Origin of the sequence: Martinezella tropici, assembly GCF_008370325.1 — a bacterium.
Classification (GTDB): domain Bacteria; phylum Pseudomonadota; class Alphaproteobacteria; order Rhizobiales; family Rhizobiaceae; genus Rhizobium; species Rhizobium tropici_B.
Map to the genome: position 1 here is coordinate 288118 of NZ_VNIP01000001.1, position 21410 is coordinate 309527.

The 21410-nt window shown below is 60.3% G+C and carries 23 protein-coding genes and 1 pseudogene; 10 read left to right on the forward strand and 14 right to left on the reverse strand.

What is annotated here, in order from left to right; genetic code table 11:
- Nucleotides 1-184 precede the first annotated feature (184 nt).
- Nucleotides 185-1759, reverse strand: coding sequence for a 2-polyprenylphenol 6-hydroxylase (gene ubiB, locus FP026_RS01440; protein ID WP_149632861.1), 1575 nt, complete (start codon nt 1757-1759; stop codon nt 185-187).
- A 62-nt stretch (nt 1760-1821) separates the two neighbouring features.
- Nucleotides 1822-2598: a bifunctional demethylmenaquinone methyltransferase/2-methoxy-6-polyprenyl-1,4-benzoquinol methylase UbiE gene (gene ubiE, locus FP026_RS01445; protein WP_149632862.1), complete on the reverse strand. Its 777-nt coding sequence runs from the start codon at nt 2596-2598 to the stop codon at nt 1822-1824.
- Nucleotides 2599-2847: 249 nt separating this feature from the next.
- Here ubiE and mutM point away from each other — a divergent pair, with 249 nt between their 5' ends.
- The 5 genes and pseudogenes from mutM to FP026_RS01470 all read left to right on the forward strand — a co-directional run.
- On the forward strand, nt 2848-3738 hold the full coding sequence (gene mutM / locus FP026_RS01450; protein WP_149632863.1) for a bifunctional DNA-formamidopyrimidine glycosylase/DNA-(apurinic or apyrimidinic site) lyase: 891 nt from the start codon (nt 2848-2850) through the stop codon (nt 3736-3738).
- Between the two features lie 40 nt (nt 3739-3778).
- Nucleotides 3779-4552 carry an enoyl-CoA hydratase gene (locus tag FP026_RS01455; protein ID WP_149632864.1) on the forward strand — a complete coding sequence of 258 codons (774 nt, stop codon included), beginning with the start codon at nt 3779-3781 and terminating at the stop codon, nt 4550-4552.
- Nucleotides 4553-4744: 192 nt separating this feature from the next.
- A complete protein-coding gene (rpsT, locus tag FP026_RS01460; protein WP_004108374.1) occupies nt 4745-5020 on the forward strand; it encodes a 30S ribosomal protein S20 in 276 nt (91 codons plus the stop codon).
- An 871-nt stretch (nt 5021-5891) separates the two neighbouring features.
- Nucleotides 5892-7442: a chromosomal replication initiator protein DnaA gene (gene dnaA, locus FP026_RS01465; protein ID WP_149632865.1), complete on the forward strand. Its 1551-nt coding sequence runs from the start codon at nt 5892-5894 to the stop codon at nt 7440-7442.
- Nucleotides 7443-7550: 108 nt separating this feature from the next.
- Nucleotides 7551-7751: pseudogene (locus tag FP026_RS01470) on the forward strand (EamA family transporter); the annotation flags it as partial.
- A 106-nt stretch (nt 7752-7857) separates the two neighbouring features.
- Here FP026_RS01470 and hemW read toward each other — a convergent pair.
- From hemW to rph, 4 genes are read right to left on the reverse strand one after another with little or no spacing between them, the layout of a single operon-like run.
- Nucleotides 7858-9033: a radical SAM family heme chaperone HemW gene (gene hemW, locus FP026_RS01475; protein WP_149633141.1), complete on the reverse strand. Its 1176-nt coding sequence runs from the start codon at nt 9031-9033 to the stop codon at nt 7858-7860.
- A 36-nt stretch (nt 9034-9069) separates the two neighbouring features.
- Nucleotides 9070-9714: an RdgB/HAM1 family non-canonical purine NTP pyrophosphatase gene (gene rdgB, locus FP026_RS01480; protein ID WP_149632866.1), complete on the reverse strand. Its 645-nt coding sequence runs from the start codon at nt 9712-9714 to the stop codon at nt 9070-9072.
- A gap of 11 nt (nt 9715-9725) precedes the next feature.
- Nucleotides 9726-10142, reverse strand: a complete 417-nt coding sequence (locus FP026_RS01485; protein ID WP_149632867.1) for a VOC family protein — start codon at nt 10140-10142, stop codon at nt 9726-9728.
- A gap of 12 nt (nt 10143-10154) precedes the next feature.
- Complete coding sequence (gene rph, locus FP026_RS01490; RefSeq protein ID WP_149632868.1) at nt 10155-10871, reverse strand: ribonuclease PH; 717 nt, start codon at nt 10869-10871, stop codon at nt 10155-10157.
- A 171-nt stretch (nt 10872-11042) separates the two neighbouring features.
- Between rph and hrcA the strand changes: the two genes are divergently transcribed.
- Nucleotides 11043-12131, forward strand: a complete 1089-nt coding sequence (gene hrcA / locus FP026_RS01495) for a heat-inducible transcriptional repressor HrcA (protein ID WP_149632869.1) — start codon at nt 11043-11045, stop codon at nt 12129-12131.
- Nucleotides 12132-12154: 23 nt separating this feature from the next.
- Here hrcA and FP026_RS01500 read toward each other — a convergent pair whose 3' ends face one another.
- Nucleotides 12155-12589: a GFA family protein gene (locus FP026_RS01500; RefSeq protein WP_149632870.1), complete on the reverse strand. Its 435-nt coding sequence runs from the start codon at nt 12587-12589 to the stop codon at nt 12155-12157.
- Nucleotides 12590-12804: 215 nt separating this feature from the next.
- Between FP026_RS01500 and grpE the strand changes: the two genes are divergently transcribed.
- On the forward strand, nt 12805-13446 hold the full coding sequence (grpE, locus tag FP026_RS01505; protein ID WP_149632871.1) for a nucleotide exchange factor GrpE: 642 nt from the start codon (nt 12805-12807) through the stop codon (nt 13444-13446).
- Nucleotides 13447-13536: 90 nt separating this feature from the next.
- Here grpE and ptsN read toward each other — a convergent pair whose 3' ends face one another.
- The 6 genes from ptsN to lptC form a co-directional block, all read right to left on the reverse strand.
- Entirely contained in the window at nt 13537-14001 is a 465-nt protein-coding gene (gene ptsN / locus FP026_RS01510; protein ID WP_120662806.1) for a PTS IIA-like nitrogen regulatory protein PtsN, read from the reverse strand.
- 88 nt (nt 14002-14089) lie between these two features.
- Nucleotides 14090-14665 carry a ribosome hibernation-promoting factor, HPF/YfiA family gene (gene hpf, locus FP026_RS01515; protein WP_149632872.1) on the reverse strand — a complete coding sequence of 192 codons (576 nt, stop codon included), beginning with the start codon at nt 14663-14665 and terminating at the stop codon, nt 14090-14092.
- 249 nt (nt 14666-14914) lie between these two features.
- Nucleotides 14915-16474: an RNA polymerase factor sigma-54 gene (gene rpoN, locus FP026_RS01520; RefSeq protein ID WP_149632873.1), complete on the reverse strand. Its 1560-nt coding sequence runs from the start codon at nt 16472-16474 to the stop codon at nt 14915-14917.
- Nucleotides 16475-16669: 195 nt separating this feature from the next.
- On the reverse strand, nt 16670-17458 hold the full coding sequence (lptB, locus tag FP026_RS01525; RefSeq protein ID WP_041677789.1) for an LPS export ABC transporter ATP-binding protein: 789 nt from the start codon (nt 17456-17458) through the stop codon (nt 16670-16672).
- Between the two features lie 37 nt (nt 17459-17495).
- Nucleotides 17496-18149 (reverse strand): LptA/OstA family protein, encoded by a 654-nt coding sequence (locus FP026_RS01530; protein WP_149632874.1) that lies wholly within the window; start codon nt 18147-18149, stop codon nt 17496-17498.
- A complete protein-coding gene (gene lptC, locus FP026_RS01535; protein ID WP_149632875.1) occupies nt 18146-18832 on the reverse strand; it encodes an LPS export ABC transporter periplasmic protein LptC in 687 nt (228 codons plus the stop codon). Before lptC ends, FP026_RS01530 begins: the two co-directional genes overlap by 4 nt.
- Nucleotides 18833-19153: 321 nt before the next feature.
- Between lptC and sppA the strand changes: the two genes are divergently transcribed.
- The 3 genes from sppA to FP026_RS01550 all read left to right on the forward strand — a co-directional run bounded on the left by sppA (nt 19154) and on the right by FP026_RS01550 (nt 20943).
- Nucleotides 19154-20110: a signal peptide peptidase SppA gene (gene sppA, locus FP026_RS01540; protein ID WP_149632876.1), complete on the forward strand. Its 957-nt coding sequence runs from the start codon at nt 19154-19156 to the stop codon at nt 20108-20110.
- Nucleotides 20111-20136: 26 nt separating this feature from the next.
- Complete coding sequence (locus FP026_RS01545) at nt 20137-20442, forward strand: integration host factor subunit beta (RefSeq protein WP_004120746.1); 306 nt, start codon at nt 20137-20139, stop codon at nt 20440-20442.
- 168 nt (nt 20443-20610) lie between these two features.
- Nucleotides 20611-20943 carry a LapA family protein gene (locus FP026_RS01550; protein WP_149632877.1) on the forward strand — a complete coding sequence of 111 codons (333 nt, stop codon included), beginning with the start codon at nt 20611-20613 and terminating at the stop codon, nt 20941-20943.
- Here FP026_RS01550 and FP026_RS01555 read toward each other — a convergent pair.
- A complete protein-coding gene (locus FP026_RS01555) occupies nt 20935-21342 on the reverse strand; it encodes a GNAT family N-acetyltransferase (RefSeq protein ID WP_432444070.1) in 408 nt (135 codons plus the stop codon). The genes FP026_RS01550 and FP026_RS01555 overlap by 9 nt on opposite strands.
- Between the last annotated feature and the right edge of the window lie 68 nt (nt 21343-21410).

The following is a 21410-nucleotide window of genomic DNA, read 5'->3' on the forward strand; positions in this document are numbered from 1 at the left end:
TATCCCAAATAGCGAACACCTCGGTCGGATGGCAGGCGGCTGAATTTTGGGGCGAGTCCGGCCGTCGCGCAACTCTGTGTTTGCCCGGGTATATAGCTTCGGCAAGGAGAAAGGCAGCAAAGACAAACGCCGCTCCTGCATCAGCTCATGTCATTTCGACTGCTGCAGGGGCAAGCCTCGCCGGTCAGCTCAGATGCCAGGCGATGTAGAGAAGCGTCAGCGCGATCACCCAGAGCGCGAAACGGCCGGAGCGGCTGTGTTTGGCTTCCGCCTTGCCGATCGCTTCGGCGGTCTGCGGGTCGAAACGCAGGCCGTTTTCGCTCATGGCGAGAAGTTCGTAATGGAATTTCTCGGTCTTGGCGGCGATCTCGGGTGCTGCTTCGGCGAGCTTCACGGCTGCCTTCAGGCCATCTCGCAGATCGGTCATGATCCGCTTCGGGCCGAGATTGGTGCGGATCCAGTCGCCGACGACAGGTTCGGAAGCCTTCCACATGTTGAAGCGCGGATTGAGCATGCGTGACACGCCTTCGACCACGACCATGGTCTTCTGCAGCATCACCAGCTCGGGCCGTGTTTCCATGTCGAAGAGTTCAGTGACCTCGAAGAGCAGCGTCAGCAGCTTGCCCATGGAGATGGTTTCGGCCGGCTGGCCATGGATCGGCTCGCCGATGGCGCGGATGGCCTGCGCAAAACTCTCCGTATTGTGATGGGCGGGCACATAGCCTGCTTCGAAATGCACCTCGGCGACCCGGATATAATCGCGGGTGATGAAGCCGTAGAGGATTTCGGCGAGGAAGCGGCGTTCCTTCTTTCCGAGCCGCCCGACGATGCCCATGTCGACGGCGACGATCATGCCCGTGGGATCGACGAAAAGATTGCCGGGATGCATATCTGCGTGGAAGAAGCCGTCGCGCAGCGTGTGACGAAGGAAGGACTGGATCAGGGTGTCGGCAAGCACGTTGAGATCGTGGCCGGCGGCCTTCAACCCCTCGACATCGGACATCTTCACGCCGTCGATCCACTCCATGGTGATGACGTCGCGGCCCGTGCGCTCCCAATCGACCTTCGGAACGCGGAAGCCCGGATCCTTCTCGGTGTTCTCGGCGATCTCGGAAAGCGCGGCGGCTTCGAGCCGCAGATCCATCTCGACCTTGGTGGTCTGCTCGAGCGTCTTGGTCACTTCCACCGGCCGAAGACGCCGGCTGGAAGGCATGAAGCGCTCCTGCATCCCGGCGACAAGATACATCGCCTTGATATCGTTGGAAAAACGCTGGCGTACGCCCGGCCGGACCACCTTGACGGCGACGCGCTTGCGGCCCTCGGCCGTGTCGATTTCGGCCGGATGCACCTGCGCTATCGAAGCGGCGGCGATCGGCTCGTCGAATTTGACATAGAGATCGTCGATCCGCCGGCCGAGCGAGGCTTCGATGGCCGCCGTTGCCGTATCATGCGGAAAGAAGGCCATGCGGTCCTGAAGCTGCGACAGGTCGTTGGCCATATCGACGCCGACGACATCGGGGCGCGTTGCCAGGAACTGGCCGATCTTCACATAGGATGGCCCGAGCCGCTCGACCGCCTTGGCAAGCCGGTCGCTGCGGGCCTGGCTCTTCGCCTTCCTGCGGGCGAAGATGCTGACGAAGGATTTGGCAAGGCTGACGGAGGGCGGCAATCCTTCCGATGGCAGCGCCATGACCACGCCTTCGCGCACGAGCACCCAGCCGACCCGGACAAGGCCGAAATATGCGCTGAAAGCACTCATAGCGTCTCAAGGTCTCGAAGAGAGGAGGCCGTCAGCCGCATGACATGGCTCGACATCATGCTTCAGAGCTTCCAGCCGGAGTGCAGTGCGGCGATGCCGCCGGTGTAATTGGTGAAGCTCACGCGCGAGAAGCCGGCCTCGCGGATCATCGTTGCGAAGTCCTGCTGGTTCGGGAACTTGCGGATCGATTCCACCAGATACTGATAGGGCTCGGCCTCGCCTGTGATCGCCTTGCCGAACTTTGGAATGGCGTTGAAGGACCAGGCGTCGTAGACGCGGTCGAGCAGCGGCAGATCGACTTCGGAGAATTCGAGCACGAGCAGCCTGCCGCCGCGCTTCAGCACGCGATAGGCTTCCTTCAGCGCGACATCGATATGCGGCACGTTGCGGATGCCGAAAGCGATCGTATAGGCGTCGAAGGAGTTCGGCTCGAAGGGAAGCTCTTCGGCATTCGCCTCGACGAAGGTGAGGTTGTCTGAAAGCTTCTTCTTTTCCGCTCGCTCGGCGCCGACGGCAAGCATCGAGCCGTTGATATCGAGCACGGTTGCATGCGCCAACCGATTCGAGGCCTCAACGATGCGGAAGGCGATGTCGCCCGTGCCGCCGGCAACATCGAGGATCTTGTAGCCGGGATCCTTGCGCGGGTTGAGCGCCGCGACCATCGCATCCTTCCAGGCACGATGCATGCCCATGGACATGACGTCGTTCATGACGTCGTAGCGCTTGGCGACCTTGTGGAACACCTCGTTGACGAGGCCCTGCTTTTCGCCATCGGCCACTTCGCGGAAGCCATAGGATGTTTCCATGCCGCCATCGGCGGAGGTGCGGCTTTCTGCCATCGGCTCAACTCCGTTACACCACAGCGACCTTTGCGCGTCATATGTGACGCGCAAAGGTCGCTGTAGCACTTTAAATTTGCCGCATAATTTTTCCTTAAATCGATTCCGGTTTAAGGAATTATGCAGTACTCAGCGGCGGACCATAGCGAAATCGCGTTTGCCACGCTATCTCATCAGCCTGATCACCAGCTGTAATGTCTTGGGCTATAGCTCAGATCATAAGCGGTTGAAACATAAAGATGGATAGCCATGCCGGAATTACCAGAGGTCGAAACCGTCAGACGGGGGCTCGCGCCTTCCATGGAGGGCGCTGTTCTGAAGGAGCTGGAGCTGCGCCGCAACGATCTGCGCTTTCCGTTCCCGATCGACTTCGCCCGGACGGTTTCGGGGCGCGGCATCACGTCGCTGTCGCGTCGCGCCAAATACCTGCTGATCGATCTCGATGATGGTAAAACGATCGTCTCTCATCTCGGCATGTCCGGTTCGTTCCGGGTCGAGGCGGGCGTTACGGCCGATACGCCCGGAACCTTCCATCATCCCCGTTCGAAGGACGAGAAGCACGACCACGTCATCTTTCATCTGGCGGGCGGCGGCGGCGATGCGCGTGTCATCTATAATGATCCGCGCCGTTTCGGCTTCATGGATATCGTCAGGCGGGCCGATATGGCCAGCCACCCCTTCTTTCGCGATCTCGGGCCGGAGCCGACAGGCAACGAACTCGGCGCTGATTACCTGGCTAAGCGTTTTGCCGGCAAGGCGCAGCCGCTGAAGAGCGCGCTTCTCGACCAGAAGAATATCGCCGGTCTCGGCAATATATATGTATGCGAGGCGCTGTGGCGCTCCCATCTGTCGCCGCTGCGCGCCGCCGGCACGCTGGTCGCCGATAGCGGCAAGCCGACGGAGGCGCTGCTGATGCTGGTCGACGCCATCCGCGAGGTCATTGCCGATGCGATCGCCGCGGGCGGCTCGTCGCTGCGCGATCATATCCAGACGGACGGCTCGCTCGGCTACTTCCAGCATTCCTTTTCCGTCTACGATCGCGAGGCTGAGCCTTGCAGGACGCCCGGCTGCGGCGGTACGGTCAGTCGCATCGTCCAGGCGGGACGCTCTTCTTTCTATTGCGCCTCCTGCCAAAGCTGATTGAAGGCCGAAGCTGATTCAATAGAAAAGGGAGAGACAGGTGGCTTACGAAACCCTCATCGTCGAAACTCATGGGGCTGTCGGCCTTGTCAGGCTCAATCGGCCACAGGCGCTGAATGCACTGAATTCCACCGTCCTTTCCGAGTTGAAGCAGGCCTATGCCGCCTTTCACCAGGATGATGCCATCGGCGCGATCGTATTGACCGGTTCGGAAAAGGCCTTCGCCGCCGGCGCCGATATCAAGGAAATGCAGTCGCTCGATTTCGTCGACGCCTACAAGAATGATTTCTTCAGCGGCTGGGCTGATATCGCCAACGCCCGCAAGCCTGTCATCGCGGCGGTCAGCGGCTTTGCGCTTGGCGGCGGCTGCGAATTGGCCATGATGTGCGATTTCATCATCGCTGCCGAGACGGCCAAGTTCGGCCAGCCGGAAATCACCCTCGGCGTCATCCCGGGCATGGGCGGCTCGCAGCGCCTGACCCGCGCCGTCGGCAGGGCAAAGGCGATGGATCTGGTGCTGACCGGCCGGATGATGGATGCGGCCGAGGCCGAGCGTTCGGGCCTGGTGGCGCGCGTCGTGCCTGCCGCCAAGCTCTTGGATGAGGCAATGGCCGCCGCCGCCAAGATCGCCTCTCATTCCCGTCCTTCCGTGCTCATGGCCAAGGAAGCGGTCAATCGCGCCCTGGAGACTACCCTCGAGGAGGGGTTGCGCTTCGAGCGCCGCCTGTTCCATAGCCTGTTCGCCACGGAGGACCAGAAGGAAGGCATGGCCGCCTTCATCGAGAAGCGCAAGCCGGAGTTCAAGAACCGGTGAGGCCGAGAATCCGGAATTACGCGGGTTTGGCGAGAATCCGCGTTGACGACGGGGCTCATTCCGGTTATATGCCCGCCACAGTTTGGAAAGCCGCTCTGGTTTTCCGCAATTGCTCCCGCATTGCTGGATGAAGTCGCCGCAAGGCCCGCGCCGCAACGATGGAGTTTTGTTCGAATTCTAAGAGAGGCATACATGGCCAATACTACCTCGGCGAAAAAAGCGACCCGCAAGATCGCCCGCCGCACCGATGTCAACAAGGCTCGTCGCTCGCGCGTTCGCACGTTCGTTCGCCAGGTCGAAGAAGCCATCGCATCGGGTGATGCGGATCGCGCAAAGGCAGCTTTCGTTGCTGCCCAGCCGGAACTGGCTCGCGCAGCCACCAAGGGCGTGCTTCACGCCAACACTGCTTCCCGCAAGGTTTCGCGCCTTGCCAAGCGTGTGAAGGCCCTTTCGGCCCCGACCGCGTAACTTTCCATTAACGATTTCGTCGTTAGACTTAAGCCCGGCCCTCGTGCCGGGCTTTTTGGATTCGGCCAAAAAATTGCCGTATTGCCAAAAATGACTGGCCGTTCATGTCACTGGCGTGACAGAAATATGCTTTTAAAAACAAAGGCTTACAGCAGGATATCTCAGCGCTGGGTGATCTGCATGACGCATTGCCGGCTCACAAGTGAGTCAAGGGATTTTTTATTTTTTTTGTTTTGAAAGCTGTGGGAATCGCATTTGTCGGGAATCTCTTTGATTCAACAGCGATTCTTTTTTGAAGGGCTTGTGACAGTCAAAAATGGCCTCCAGAGTCAATGGCTGCCTCTTAATTTTGTGTAAAATTCATCGTTGATATCTGCCCGCGATCCTGCCTAAATGCATTTCAACAAGGGGCGCGGATTTCACCTTAAACGGCTTCGGCAAACACCGTCATTCGCGGCGGCGTGGGTGGTTTTGTCTCTTGTGACGGAGCAGTTCAGCTCCGTTTTTTCAAACAGTTGACGAGTTAAAGCTGGAAGCGGCAACGCTTGCGGAACGAGGTAGCTTGTCTGTCCTTTGCAGCCGGAGTTAGTGGCGTGGCTGTGGGGAGGGGAGAAAAATTGACAACCATCGGGGCAACGGTCGGAATACGAGGGCCGATCGATGCCCCAGTTGCAGGGACACGGGTGAAGGCTGCTTTAAGAGCGGTTTTCGTCAGGTCTTTCTGTAACGCCCGTTGGCCGGGCATGGCTGATGAACCGGTATGCGGCGCGGCTTGGGACAACGGGCGCGATTGTCATGCTATGGCGAAGAACCTAGGGGCGGCGGTGCATTGCTCTCCCGCCCTATAAGAGACTGTGGAAGGCGGCATTATATGCAGATACATACGAGGACGACGGGTGCGTTGGAGAATGGGGACAATGCGCAGGCGTTCGGTGCGGTTTGCTTAGAAGCGGCGGGGGAAAAGGGCGACGTGGCGCAAAATAATGTGTTCGAGCGCGTCAGCGCGCGCTTGAAGGCCCAGGTCGGACCCGATGTCTACGCCAGCTGGTTCGCAAGGCTCAAGCTCCATTCGGTATCGAAGAGCGTCGTTCGTCTCACAGTTCCGACGACCTTTCTAAAGTCGTGGATCAACAATCGTTATCTCGATCTGATCACCAGCCTGTTCCAGGCTGAGGATGCCGAGATTTTGAAAGTCGAAATTCTGGTCCGCACCGCGACGCGGCAGGGCGTGAAGCCTTCCGTCGACGAGCAGCCCGCGATGCCGGATCAGGCGGCTGTGGCGCCGATCCGTCGTCCCGCCGCACAGCCGGCGGGCCATGCGGTGGCGCAGGCCGTGAATGCTGTCGCCGCCACGCGGCCCGCAACGGCAGGCACGCCGCTGTTCGGCTCTCCGCTCGATTCCCGCTTCACCTTCGATACCTTCGTCGAAGGCAGCTCGAACCGCGTCGGCCTTGCCGCTGCAAAGACCATCGCCGAAGCCGGTACGGGCGCCGTGCGCTTCAATCCGCTCTTCGTCCATGCGACGGTCGGCCTCGGCAAGACGCATCTTCTGCAGGCGATCGCCAATGCCGCCGTGCAGAACCCGCGCGCCCTGCGCGTGGTCTATCTGACGGCGGAATATTTCATGTGGCGCTTCGCAACCGCGATCCGCGACAATGATGCGCTGACGCTGAAGGATTCGCTGCGCAACATCGACCTGCTCATCATCGACGACATGCAGTTCCTGCAGGGCAAGATGATCCAGCACGAATTCTGCCATCTGTTGAACATGCTGCTCGACAGCGCCAAGCAGGTCGTCGTTGCTGCCGATCGTGCCCCCTGGGAGCTGGAATCACTCGACCCGCGCGTGCGGTCGCGCCTGCAGGGCGGTGTGGCGATCGAAGTCGAGGCGCCGGACTATGAAATGCGCCTTGAGATCCTCAAGCGGCGCCTCGATGCTGCCCGTCAGGACGATCCGTCGCTGGAAATCCCGGCCGAGCTTCTCTCGCATGTCGCTCGCAACGTCACCGCCAGCGGCCGCGAGCTGGAAGGAGCCTTCAACCAGCTCATCTTCCGCCGCTCGTTCGAGCCGAACCTGACGGTCGAGCGCGTCGACGAACTGCTGGCACATCTGGTCGGCTCAGGTGAGCCGCGCCGTGTCCGCATCGAGGACATCCAGCGCATCGTCGCGCGTCACTACAATGTCTCGCGCCAGGAGCTGGTTTCGAACCGCCGCACGCGCGTCATCGTCAAGCCGCGCCAGATCGCCATGTATCTGTCGAAGACCCTGACGCCGCGTTCCTTCCCGGAAATCGGCCGACGTTTCGGCGGTCGCGATCATACGACCGTGCTGCACGCCGTCCGCAAGATCGAGGAACTGATCTCCGGCGACAGCAAGCTGTCGCACGAGATCGAGCTGCTGAAGCGCCTCATCAACGAGTAGGCGCGCGGATAGCATTTACTCCGTGTTTCACGGCCGGCCTAACCGCCGGCCGTTTCTTTTATGTGTCCGTGTCTCGGGCATCGTTTCCGCCGCATGGGGCTGGCGCCGATCATTCCGGCGGCCGGCGCCACCAAGCTGATGCTGGTGACCTTCCTCATTCCCGTCAGTGCGATCCTGCTCGGCGCGCTCGTTCTCGGCGAGAGCCTGCAGCCGAAGCATTTCATCGGCATGGCCCTGATCGCGGCGGGTCTGGCGGCAATCGATGGACGCTTACTCACCCTCCCCTTGAGGGGGAGGGTCGGCACGTAAGTGCCGGGGTGGGGTGATCCTGTTTGGAACTGAAGACTCAATTATGCCTTCAGCAATCACCCCCACCCGCCGCTTCGCGGCGACCTCCCCCTCAAGGGTGAGGTGATTAACAAGCGAGATCGGCGACCACAGAATCGAGAACCAGCATCCCTGCCGGCGTACAGCGCAGGCGGGAATTGCCGATCCGCTCTATGAAACCGTGTTCCAGTAAAAAGGCTTCGCGCTGCGGATCGGGGTCGCGGCCGGAAAGCTGCTGCCAGCGGGCGAGATCGACGCCTTCCCGCAGCCGCAGGCCCATCAGCAGCAATTCGTCGGCCTGTTCGTCGAACCCGAGCATTTCCTGGTCGACCATGCCGTGGCCATCGCGCTCGACCATCTCGAGCCAGCTTTCCGGCTTTCGCTCGGTCGCCGTCGCAAGCTTCTGCGGGCCTCTGGTCAGGCGGCCATGCGCGCCGGGGCCGATCCCGGCATAGTCACCATAGCGCCAATAGGTGAGGTTGTGCCGGCTCTCGGCGCCGGGACGCGCGTGATTGGAAACCTCGTAGGCCGGCATGCCCTCGCGCTCGGTAATCTCCTGCGTCGCTTCATAAAGCAGTGCGGATTGATCGCCGTCCGGCACGATCAATTTGCCGGCCTTGTGCAGACCGTAGAAGGGCGTGCCTTCCTCGATCGTCAGCTGATAGAGCGAGAGATGATCGACCGCATAGGAGATAGCCTCCTTCAACTCGCGCTCCCACTCCTCGATAGTCTGGTTCGGGCGGGCATAGATGAGGTCGAAGGACATGCGCGGGAAGATCTCGCGCGCCAGCCTAATCGCCTTCAGCGCATCCTTGACATTGTGCAGACGTCCGAGGAATTTCAGGTCACGGTCGTTCAGCGCCTGCACGCCCATCGATACGCGATTGACGCCGGCGGCGCGATAGCCGCGAAAGCGCTCCGCCTCGACGCTCGACGGATTGGCCTCCATGGTGATCTCGATGCCGTCGGGCACATGCCAGGCCTTGGCGATGCCGTCCAGGATCGTGGCGACGGTTTCGGGCTTCATCAGCGAAGGCGTGCCGCCGCCGAGGAAGACGCTGGTGACCGTCTTCGGCCCGCTGATCATCCGCATCGTCGCCATTTCTTTCAGGAAGGCGGCAGCAAAGCGCTCCTGATCGATCGGTTGATGGCGGACATGGCTGTTGAAATCGCAGTAAGGACACTTGGCTGCACAAAAAGGCCAATGCACATAGACGCCGAAACCGGGTTCACCGGTATCGGGCAGCAATTGCGCCCCGCGCATCAGGTCCTGTGTGTCCACGATTTCCACGGGGTTAGCTTACGCCTCCAGGCAAGTTTCGACAAAGGTCTTGAAGGCGCGGGCGCGATGCGACAGTGCGTGTTGATCGCCGTGCTTCCAGCCATGCTTCTGGTCGCCGCTCATCTCGCCGAATGTGGTCCCGTATCCCCGCGGCTGGAAGATCGGATCATAGCCGAAGCCTTGGGTGCCACGCGGCGGCCAGACGACGGTGCCTTCGACTTCGCCGCGGAAAAGCTCGGTGTGTCCGTCCGGCCAGGCAAGGCAAAGTACGCTGACGAAGCGCGCCGTGCGGTTCTCCGGCGAGGTCGCGCCAGCCTTTTCCAGAGCGGTCTCGACCTTCTGCATCGCCATGGCGAAGTCGCGCGTGCCGTCGGGCCTTTCCGCCCAGTTGGCCGTATAGACGCCGGGATCGCCGCCAAGCGCATCGATGACCAAGCCGGAATCGTCCGAGAGTGCCGGCAGACCGGAAGCGTGCGCGGAGGCGAGCGCCTTGATCGTCGCATTTTCCTCGAAGGTCGTGCCCGTCTCGTCCGGTTCGATGAAATTGAGATCGGCGGCAGACTTGGCGGTAAAGCCGAGCGGGCCGATGAGATCACGAATTTCCTGGATCTTCCCGGCATTGTGGCTGGCGACGACGATGGTCTTGGTTTCGAGCTTGCGCATGTGCTGTCCTGTCATAGGCCCCAGATGCGGGGTTCGGCGCATTCCAGGCTGTTGCCGGCCGGATCGCGGAAATAAATCGAACGGCCGCCGTTCGGCCAGTGAAAATCGGCTTCGATATCGATACCGGCAGCTTTCAGCTTTCGCGCCATGGCCTCGATCTCGTCGTTGTCGATGCGGAAGCACACGTGACCATGCCCCTTCGTGCCATGCGGCGGCACGGGCAGGGCGCCGGGTTCGTGTGGCTTGACCGTCTCTTCGCTATTGAAGATGAGCAACACGCCCGGCCCGCAGCGATAGAAAACATGGCGATTGCCGCCGCGCGATATCTTCTGCAGCCCGAGAATACCGCCATAAAAGGCCTCGGTCGCATCGAGATCGTCCGCATAAAGTGCGGTTTCAAGGACGCCTGCGAGGGCCGGGTCAGCCATTCCAGAATATCCTCAGGCGATGGCCTGCTTCTGCAGTTCCACCAGTTCGGCAATGCCGGTCTTGGCAAGGTGCATCAGCGTGGCGAATTCCTCTTCGCTGAAGGGCGCGCCTTCAGCCGTTCCCTGGATCTCGACGATGCCGCCCTTGCCCGTCATGACGAAATTGGCGTCGGTTTCGGCCGAGGAATCCTCAAGATAGTCGAGATCGATGACGGGCTGACCGGCGAATATGCCGCAGGAGATGGCGGCGATGTGGTCCTTCAGCACGCGCTCGACCTTCACCATGTTGCGGCTTTCCATCCACTTCAGGCAGTCGTAAAGCGCGATCCAGCCGCCGGTGATCGAGGCCGTGCGCGTGCCGCCATCCGCCTGGATGACGTCGCAATCGACGGTGATCTGGCGCTCGCCGAGTTCCTTGAGGTCGACGACGGCGCGCAGCGACCGGCCGATGAGGCGCTGGATTTCCTGCGTGCGGCCGCCCTGCTTGCCGGCAGCGGCTTCGCGCTTCATGCGCTCGCCGGTCGCGCGCGGCAGCATGCCGTATTCGGCCGTGACCCAGCCCTTGCCGCTGTTGCGCAGCCATGGCGGCGTCTTCTCCTCCAGGCTCGCCGTGCAGAGCACATGCGTATCGCCGAATTTCACCAGGCAGGAGCCTTCCGCATGCTTGGAAAAATTGCGCTCGAACGATACCTTGCGCATCTGGTCGGTTTTTCTGCCTGAAGGCCGCATTCCACTCTCCTGAATGTTCGTTGACCGCTTCTACGACCCACAGGGCGCTTTTGCAAAGGAAAAGCAGGTTGCGAGACCTGTCCGCGCCTCCAGCGGCATTTTCCCTTTTGCCATTGCTAACCGAATGATTATATTTTGCCTAAGGCTCAACGGAATGGATCTCACAGCGAAATGGTATTCACGACATCGTCGGTCTCGGATGTCATTGCCGCACTGGACGAACGCTCCAAGGAAATCTTCCGTCGCATCGTCGAAGGCTATCTGGAAAATGGCGAACCCCTTGGTTCGCGCAATCTCTCGCGCTTGTTACCCATGTCCTTGTCGCCGGCCTCGGTGCGCAATGTCATGAGCGATCTGGAGGAGCTCGGGCTCATCTATTCGCCGCATGTCAGCGCGGGACGGTTGCCGACGCAGGTGGGCCTGCGCTTCTTCGTCGATGCCTTCATGCAGGTCGGCGATCTCTCCGCCGAGGATCGAGCCAATATCGACCGGCAGGTGCGCGGCAGCAATCGCGATCAGCCGATGGAATCGATCATGTCGGAGGCAAGCCGGGTGCTGTCGGGCGTTTCGCGCGGCGCCGGTCTCGTGATCACCTCCAAGAGCGACCCGGTGCTGAAGCACGTGGAATTCATTCGCCTGGAGCCCACCAAGGCGCTTGCCGTGCTCGTCGGGGATCACGATCAGGTCGAAAACCGCATCATCGAACTGCCTGCCGGCACGACGTCGTCACAGCTGACGGAAGCCGCCAACTTCCTCAACGCCCATATGACCGGCCAGACGCTGCCGGAACTGCGCCGGCAATTGCAGAGCCTCAAGCAGAGCGTTCGCCAGGAACTGGACAGTCTGTCTCACCAGCTGGTCGAGCGCGGCATTGCCGTCTGGTCGGGCGGCGATGACGACGGCAAGCCGACGCAGCTGATCGTGCGCGGTCACTCCAATCTGCTCGCCGAGATCGGCGGTGCCGAGGATCTGGATCGCCTGCGCCTTCTTTTCGACGATCTCGAAAAGAAGGACAGCCTAATCGAGATCCTCAATCTCGCCGAAAGCGGGCCGGGCGTGCGCATCTTCATCGGTTCGGAAAACAAGCTTTTCTCGCTGTCCGGTTCCTCGCTGATCGTCGCGCCCTATCGCGACGACGACGATCGTATCGTCGGCGCGGTCGGCGTCATCGGCCCGACGCGGCTGAACTATGCCCGCATCGTGCCCATGGTCGATTATACGGCGCAGCTGATTTCCCGGCTGACCCGGGCGGGGATTTGACGAGACGGATCTGACGGCGACGGTCAATCGGGAAGCAGCATCCCAGATCCGCCCATCTCAGCCGGAAGGTCCTTCTGCTTCGGCAGCCCGTCGCTCAGGTGCAGCACCGTCGTTTCATAGTTGACGTGCAGCGCCGGCTGGAAATCGAGGCCGGGCAGGACGGCGGCGTAGACATCGGTCACGCCCCAGGGCGGATGCTCGGTCAAAAGATGACCGCCGCAGACCGTGCACCACTTGCGCACGCTCGTCTCGGTTTTCTGGTAGCTGCCGATCTTGTCCGCACCTCTGGTGACGTGAACCGCTTGCGGCGGCCAGAGCGAAAAGGCGTTGACCGGGCCTGCCGACCATTCGCGGCAGGAGTCGCAATGACAGTAGCCCATTGCCATTGGTTCGCCGTCGACTGCAATTTCCACTGCCCCACAGAAACACTTGCCTGAAAGGGATTTGCCATTAGACATTGATCTCACCCCACGCTGTGCTGAGATGCATGTCAGCATACCACCGGGGAGGAGAGCTGAACAGTCGACGTCTCGAACGGTATTCAAGAGCGGGGAGGCATATTGCTGCCGCCGCAAAGCCGCGAATTGGCTGTTCTTCTCGACAAAGGCTTGATTTTTTCCGGGCAAACCTCGATATCGGGCACATCCAAAGACCAAGCAATTCGGAGACCGTCATGACCGACGAAACAACAAAAAACGGACCTGACGCTACGGCGGCCGACACATCAGCGGATTTCGCGCAGGACGCGGCGGAAACCGTTGATACGGCCGAGCCGTCCCAACCGGATCCGGTTGAGCTGCTGAAGGCCGAGAACGGCGAACTGCGTGATCGCTACCTGCGCCTCGCTGCGGAGATGGACAACCTCCGTCGCCGCACCGAGCGCGATGTGAAGGATGCAAAGTCCTATTCCGTGGCAAGCTTTGCCCGCGACATGCTCTCGGTGGCGGACAATCTGCGCCGTACGCTGGATGCCATCCCGGCTGAAGCGCGCGCCGGCGGTGATGCCGGCCTGCAGACGCTGATCGAAGGCGTCGAGATGACCGAGCGCTCCATGCTCTCCGCTCTTGAGCGCCACGGCGTGCGCCAGCTGGAGCCGGTCGGACAGAAGTTCGATCCCAATTTCCATCAGGCCATGTTCGAAGTGCCCAATCCCGAGGTGCCGAACAACACGGTCGTCCAGGTCGTGCAGGCCGGTTTCGCCATCGGCGACCGCGTTTTGCGTCCGGCCATGGTCGGCGTCGCCAAGGGTGGCCCGAAGATCGTCGAGAACGCCGATCAGGGCGCCAATAGCCCGCTGGATGAAAAAGACGCCTGATCTTTCAGAGCGATAGCGAAAAAGACAGAGCCGGATGATCTGTGATCATCCGGCTCTTATTTTTGCCTCGGTCCGATGCGACGCAGGTCGTCACGCGGCGTTGGATGCCTGTTCCTCGTTGAGGAAAGCGTAGATAGCGGAGGCGGAATCGGTGGCGCGGAGCTTCGCGACGAGATCCTGGTCCCGCAGAACGCGGGCGATGCGCGAGAGCGCCTTCAGGTGGTCTGCACCCGCGCCTTCCGGCGCAAGCAGCAAAAAGACGAGATCGACGGGCTGATCGTCCAGGGCTTCAAAATCGACAGGCGCTTCGAGGCGCGCGAAAATGCCGGCGATGGACCTGATGCTGGCAAGCTTGCCATGGGGAATGGCAATGCCGTTGCCGACGCCGGTCGAGCCGAGGCGCTCACGCTGCAATACGACATCGAAGATTTCTCGCTCCGGCAATCCGGTCAGTTTGGAGGCTTTGGCGGCCAACTCCTGAAGCAGTTGTTTTTTGGAATTTGCCTTCAAGGCGGGGATGATCGCATCTTGCTGTAGCAAATCTGCCAATGCCATTCTCTTTATCCTTCGTGTCGCCGAGAACCGATGACGGGCAAGCGGCGGCCAGCTGCGATGATGCGCAGCCGCCGCTTATCTTCTATTCTCAGCCTTTGATATTGGCCGCGTCGATCCAGCCAATGTTACCGTCCTGACGGCGGTAGACGATATTCAAGTGTTCGTTGCCGGGGCTGCGGAAGAGCAGCAGCGGTTCGTCGGTCATGTCGAGTGCCATCACGGCAGTCGCCACCGACATGGTCTTCAATTGTTTCGTGCTTTCGGCGACGATCGCCGGTGCGAAATCGGCGGGAATTTCCTCGTCGTCATCCGGCACGCTGTCCATCACGGTATAGGCGACCTCGGCCTGCCCGTTCACATGATTGCCTGCCTGATGGTCCTTGAGTTTGCGCTTGTAGCGGCGCAGGCGTTTCTCGATGCGCTCGGACGCGGCGTCGAAAGCAAGCTGCGGGTCCATGGCTTCCCCGGCGGCATGCAGTACCACGCCGCTGTCGAGATGAAGCTTGCAATCGGCCGCAAAGCGCGAGCTGGACTTCTGAACAATTACCTGACCCGAATACCCCCCGTCGAAGTATTTCGTCACGGCCATACCGATCTGGTCTTCAATCCGTTGGCGGAAGGAATCACCAATTTCCATATGTTTACCGGAGACACGCACACTCATGGAGTTTCCCTTCTTGTAGTGGTTATTGCGCGTATCAGTTTACGCCAAGCCTCAAGCTCATCCAAGCACTTCACGCAGTCAAAGGCAAATTGCGTATATCGACCGCCTTTGGGTGGTGGGGATAAGTTTCATGGTCGTGCTGTCCTGCAGCGATTGCGGCGGGCTTCTAGCTCTGCCGCATGCGAAAGTCAACTGCATCTTAACGGACTGTTAGGAGATATGCATCTTGTGGTTGATGCCGAGTGGTCGTCAGAAACCGGAGACTTTGGCCAGCGCCCGCTTCTCCCGGCGCCGTTGAACGGAGGAGGGGATGTTCATGGCTTCCCGGTACTTTGCAACCGTGCGGCGAGCAAGCTCTATCCCGCCCTTCTTCAGCGTATCGACGATATCGTCGTCGGACAGCACCGCATCCGGGCTCTCGTTGGTGATCAGCAGGCGGATCTTGTGGCGCACGGCCTCAGCGGAGTGGCTGTCGCCGCCCTCGACGGCGCTGATCGAAACCGTGAAGAAATATTTGAGCTCGAACAGCCCGCGCGGCGTCAGCATATATTTGTTCGAGGTCACGCGGCTGACCGTGGACTCGTGCATCTTGATGGCGTCCGCCACGGTTTTCAGATTGAGCGGCCGCAGATGATCGACGCCGTGGATGAGGAATGCATCCTGCTGCCGCACGATCTCGCTTGCCACCTTCATGATCGTCTTGGCGCGCTGGTCCAGGCTGCGGGTCAGCCAGTTGGCATTCTGCAGGCATTCCGACAGGAAGGCGTGGTCCTGCCCGGTCTTGGAAACGCAGGCGAAATAGGATTGGTTCACCAGCACGCGCGGCAGCGCATCGGGGTTTAGCTCCACCAGCCAGCCGCCGTCGGCGGACGGGCGCACGACGATATCGGGCATGATCGCCTCGGATATGTCGGTCTCGAAGCCGCTGCCTGGCTTGGGGTTCAGCTGGCGGATTTCCGTCATCATGTCGAGCAGGTCTTCCTCGTCGACGCCGCAGAGCCGTTTCAGCGCCGCAAAGTCGCGCCGGGCGAGCAGTTCCAGGTTCTGGACGAGGCGTTCCATCGCCGGGTCGAAGCGATCCTTCTGCCGGAGCTGGATTGCCAGGCATTCGCTAAGGTTGCGGGCAAAGACGCCAGGCGGATCGAGCTGCTGCAGGGCATCCAGCACGCGCGTCATATCTTCCGGGGTGGCACCGAGGCGCCCGATCGTTTCATCAAGATCGGCGCGCAGATAACCAGCATCGTCGAGCTGGTCGACGAGATGCTGGGCAATCAGCCGGTCGGCCATGGCGGGCAGCGAGAAGGGGATCTGTTCGTTGAGATGATCGCGCAACGACACCTGGCCGGCGACGAAGTCGTCGAGGTCGTAGCTTTCGCCGGCCTCGCCACCAGGCATGGATTTCCATTGGCTCAGCAATTCCGGCGCGTCGGCACGCGGCGGCGCGCCATCATCCGGAAAGACATCGTTGAAATTGGTATCGAGCTCGTCGCTCAGCCGCTTGGCATTGCCGGTATTGTCGTTTTCGTACCAGTCGCTCGCAAGCTCGCCGGCACCGCGTTCGAAGCCATCTTCCCCGTGTGGTTCTTCCTGGGCCTCGAAATGATCGTCCTTGGCTTCGCGTTCGCCGTTGCTGCCCAGATCTTCGTCATTTGACGCAAATTCCAGCAGCGGATTTTTCTCGACTTCCTGCGCGATGAACTGGCTCAGCTCGAAATGGGTCATCTGCAGCAACTGAATGGATTGCATCAGTTGCGGAGTCATTACCAGGCTCTGGCTTTGGCGCAGGAAAAGATTGGCCGATAATGCCATGGCGGACGCGGGACTCCCCTTGAACTCCTCGGGATTCCGCGTCTTCTATTAATAAAATCTTCGCGAAATTCCAACTGGCCCAAAAATTGCTTTTTTATGGGATTTGGTCAAGCGGAACTGTGAAGTGAAAGTAAATTTCCAGCGCGCGCCGGTGCCCGGTAATATTGCTGGATGAAAGGATCGAATTTCAGCCTATCAGAGGCTGAAATTATCACCGAGATAGAGCTTGCGTACTTCGGGATTGCTGACGATATCGTTCGCCCTGCCATGGGTCAGCACCTCACCCGCATGGATGATATAGGCGCGGTCTATCAGGCCGAGCGTCTCGCGAACATTGTGGTCAGTGATCAACACGCCGATGCCGCGTGCCGTCAGGTGATGCACGAGGTTTTGAATGTCGGCGACCGAGATCGGGTCGACGCCCGCGAAAGGTTCGTCGAGCAGCATGAAGGTCGGGTCGGTCGCCAGCGCGCGGGCGATTTCAAGGCGCCGCCGCTCACCGCCCGAAAGCGCGATGGCCGGCACGGTGCGCAGATTGCGAATGTGGAATTCCTCCAGCAATTCGTCGATCTTGCGCTCCCGCTTCGTCTTGTCCTTTTCGTGGACTTCGAGCACGGCGCGGATGTTTTCTTCCACCGTCAGGCCACGGAAGATCGATGCTTCCTGCGGCAGGTAGCCGACGCCGAGCCGCGCGCGGCGGTACATCGGCATCGAGGTAACATTGTTGCCGTCGATCTCGATCGTGCCCTCATCGACCGGCACCAGACCGGTGATCATGTAGAAACACGTCGTCTTGCCGGCGCCGTTCGGCCCGAGCAGGCCGACGGCTTCGCCGCGCCGTACCACCAGCGAAACGCCGTTGACGACGCGCCGCCTGCCGTAGGTTTTGGTGAGGCCGCGCGCTATCAGGGTGCCCTTATAGCGTGCCTTGTCCGCGGCCGGTGCGCCCGATGCCGCGGAAGATGGCCCGGGCACGCCGGGCAAAGTGGAAGTGGTCGATGTGGTCACGGGAAGGCCGGTATCAATTTTTCTTTTGTTGCTGCTGCTGCACTTGCTGCGACTTCGGATCGAGCTGGATCTGAACGCGGCCTCCGCAGGAATCCAGCTGCGCTTCGCCCGTCGCCATGTGCACGGTGAGCTGGCAGCCGGTGAAAACGTTCGGCCCGTCGGTCAGAACCACTTTCTTGCCCTTGAGGATTGCAAGCTGGTTGGCCATGTCGAAGGAGCCATCTTCCGCCGTCGCCGTCTGCGTGCCGGAAACGAGGTAAACCTTGTCGGTGACCAGAATATGGTCGATGTTGGCATCGCCTGATACCAGCGACTGGTTCTGCTCCTTGGCGGCCTTGGCGACAGGATTGTCGGCCTGCTTGGCATCCGTCGGCTGCTTCTTCTTGTAGAAGACCGTCATCTTGCCCGCCTGCATCGTCGTGGTGCCCTGAACGACCTTGACGTTGCCGGTGAACACGGCCTGGCTTTCCTGATCGTGGATTTCCAGCTTGTCGCTCTCGATTTGGATCGGCTGATCGCTGGAGAGGGCAAGGCCCGGCATGGAGCTGGTCGTCGACTGCGCGCCTGCCTCTGCGGCTGCGAAGAAGGCGAGCGCGCTGAAGGCGCCAAGAAGACCCGCCTTGCGCAGGCCGGAGTTGAAAATTGAATTTGGCCAATACTTTATCATGAACCGCCCGGCTTCTGTTCGCTAGCTGAATTGTGGAGAGCGGACGGTTCGATATGCATCCGAACCTGCCCGTCGAATTCGATTACGCTCCCCTTATCCGTCATCTTGAGCGAACGCGCAACAACCGACATGCCGCCTCGGTTGATTGCAACCTCATCCTGGCTGGACAGGTCGCCTTTCTTGACATCGAGGAACGCGGTCTTGAACTCCGCGCGCAGACCATTGTCCATCTGGACGACGAAGGGCTCGGTCAGCTTCAGCGTGTCGGCCTGGCGATCGAAATCCGCGCTCTGGGCCGTCACATGGGCGATCACGTCGGTATTGACGGGCATGGATGCCTTGATGGCCTTGAGCGTGATCATGTTCGGGTTCTTGATATCCTGCAGCGCTTTCTCCGCCAGCAGGGAATAATTGATGCCGTCCTTGTTGCGGCCGGCGATGGCGGGACGCTCCATGACCACCTTGCCGTCCTCGATCTTGGCGCCCTCGATCTGTATGTCCGCCGGCAAATAGGCGCGGATCAACGAGACGGTGATGAAGATGAGCGAGACGATAAGGGCGGCGACCGGCAACAATACCCTCAGCCGCTTCACGCGCGCAGAGTGGAAGATTGCGTCCTTATACACATTCCGTTCCGGCACCGGGCGGATTGCCTCGCCGGAGGTCTCGATCGTATTGAGCATGCAACAGGTCCGTCTTTTTGATCCGGGAACCGCATTCACGCTAATGCGAGGCTGCGCCAAAAGCCCATCGGATCGTTTCGCATTATTGCACTGGCTTGCCAATATGGATTTTTTCCCGCAGCCGATGAATTTCGGCAGAAAAATATCCGATTGGCCCGTTTCATCAGGTCGGGCAATGTCCTATCTGATGAACAGCACTGCGGCCTCCCGCCGACGACATCGAGAACGGGAGACGCTTTTCTCTGAGGATTGTGCCCGTTTCAAGGTGTCATTGTCCGGTTCGTAGCGCATTCGATTTATTGCAGGGAGAAATAAGGCGTGATGGACAGTTCTGCAATCGCGGATCGGCGACAATTGCGCCGCAAGCTTGGTTTTTGGCGCATTGTTGCCGTTTTGCTCCTTGTGGGGCTCGGCTTCGCGCTCTATCGCTTCGTCGCCGGGGACCTCCCCGACACCCGCGGCCCGCAAATTGCCCGTGTCAAGATTTCCGGGCTTATCCAGGACGATCCGGAGCTCCTCGAACGGCTGAAGAAGATCCGCGACAATGACCAGGTCAAGGCGCTGATCGTCTCGATCTCGTCGACCGGCGGGACCACCTATGGCGGCGAGCGCATCTTCAAGGCGATCCGCGCTGTCGCCGCCAAGAAGCCCGTCGTATCGGACATTCGCACGGTCGCCGCCTCGGCCGGCTATATGATAGCGACCGCCGGCGACACTATCATTGCCGGCGATACCTCCATCACCGGGTCGATCGGCGTCATCTTCCAGTATCCGCAGCTCAAGGATCTGCTCGACAAGCTCGGCGTTTCCCTCGACGAGATCAAGTCGGCGCCGCTGAAGGCCGAGCCTTCGCCCTTCCATCCGGCAAGCGAAGAAGCCAGGAACATGATCCGCAACATGGTCATGGACAGCTATGGCTGGTTCGTGGATCTGGTAGCGGATCGCCGCAAGCTGCCGCGCGAAGACGTATTGAAGCTCGCCGACGGCAGCATCTTCACCGGCCGACAGGCGCTGCAGAACAAGCTGATCGATACGCTCGGCGGCGAAGACGAAATTCTCGCCTATCTCGAAACACGCAAGGTCAAGAAAGATCTGCCGATCATCGATTGGAAGCCGGAAGACAAAACTTCGTCCTTCTTTTGGCCGGGCGCCGCTTCCTGGTTGCTAAATCGTCTTGGTTATGATGATTTCATTAAAGGAGAGAGTCTCCAGAAAATCATGACCGATAAGTTGTTTCTTGACGGCCTGCTTTCTGTTTGGCAGGGTGCAGCCAATTGATAAATCAATGATTTAAGGGGATAGCCGTGATCAAGTCGGAACTGGTGCAGATTGTTGCCGCCCGTAACCCGCATCTCTATCACCGTGACGTCGAAAATATCGTCAATGCCGTCTTGGATGAGATCACCGATGCACTCGCCGCGGGAAACCGGGTTGAGCTTCGCGGCTTCGGCGCTTTTTCCGTCAAGAACCGGCCTTCGCGCTCCGGCCGCAACCCGCGCACCGGCGATACGGTCTTCGTCGAGGAAAAATGGGTTCCCTTCTTCAAGACGGGCAAGGAGCTGCGCGAGCGCCTGAATCCGGGTGCAGGCGACGAGGAAGACGACAACTGATCGGCCCGATCGCGCCGAGTTTTCCCGAAAATGCTCCGGCGCAATAGCGTCGGACATGATTGTGCCGCGACGCGGTGGCACTTGAATTCAGCCGCCTCTAATTTCTATTCTGCGGCTGAAGGCGGCTTGGATGCGGGCATCCATGGCTGCGGATAAAGGAGCTGCGCAATGGCCAAGAAGATCGTCAATCTGCTGATATTGCTGCCGCTCGGCATCATCCTCATCATATTCTGCGTTGCCAACAGGCAATCCGTGACGTTGGCTCTCAACCCGTTCCGGCCGGACGATCAGGTTCTGTCGCTGAATGCGCCTCTATTCGCCCTGCTGTTTGTCGCTCTGATCCTCGGCATGGTCGTCGGCGCCGCGGTGACCTGGTTCAATCAGGGAAAACACCGCAAGCGCGCCCGCAACCAGTCTCGGGAGGCAGTACGCTGGCAGGCAGAGGCCGACAAGCACCGCACCCGTGCCGAAGAGATTGCCGGCCAGCTTCCATCAAAATGACGGATTGCCGTTAAGCCGCATCTCCTTGTAGTCGCCCTCTGGCGAGGCGCCGTCGCTGATGATCTCGAAGCCGAGTTTTCGATAGAAGGTCATGGCGTGCGTATTCTTGACCAGGCACTTCAACCTATAGCGGCGCGTCGGCCAGTCCGGCAGGGCGGCGAGCAGGGCCTTGCCGGCGCCGCGCCCCTGGAAGACCGGCGATATATAGAGCATATGGATGAAGTCGTCCGGCTCCCACACCGCGGCAAAGCCGACAACCAAACCATTCTCGTTTTCGCAGACGAACAGGCGCTCGCCATTCGTATGAATGGCGAAGTCCTCAAGGCTGAAGCGGTCGGGATCGACCCATCGGAATGTCTCGCGGCGGACGCGGAGATAGATCTCCGCGAGGTCCCTCATGTCTTGTTCGCGTGCCGGCCGGACAGCCCAGCTCTCGGATTTCGATATCATGATCGACTATATGGGTG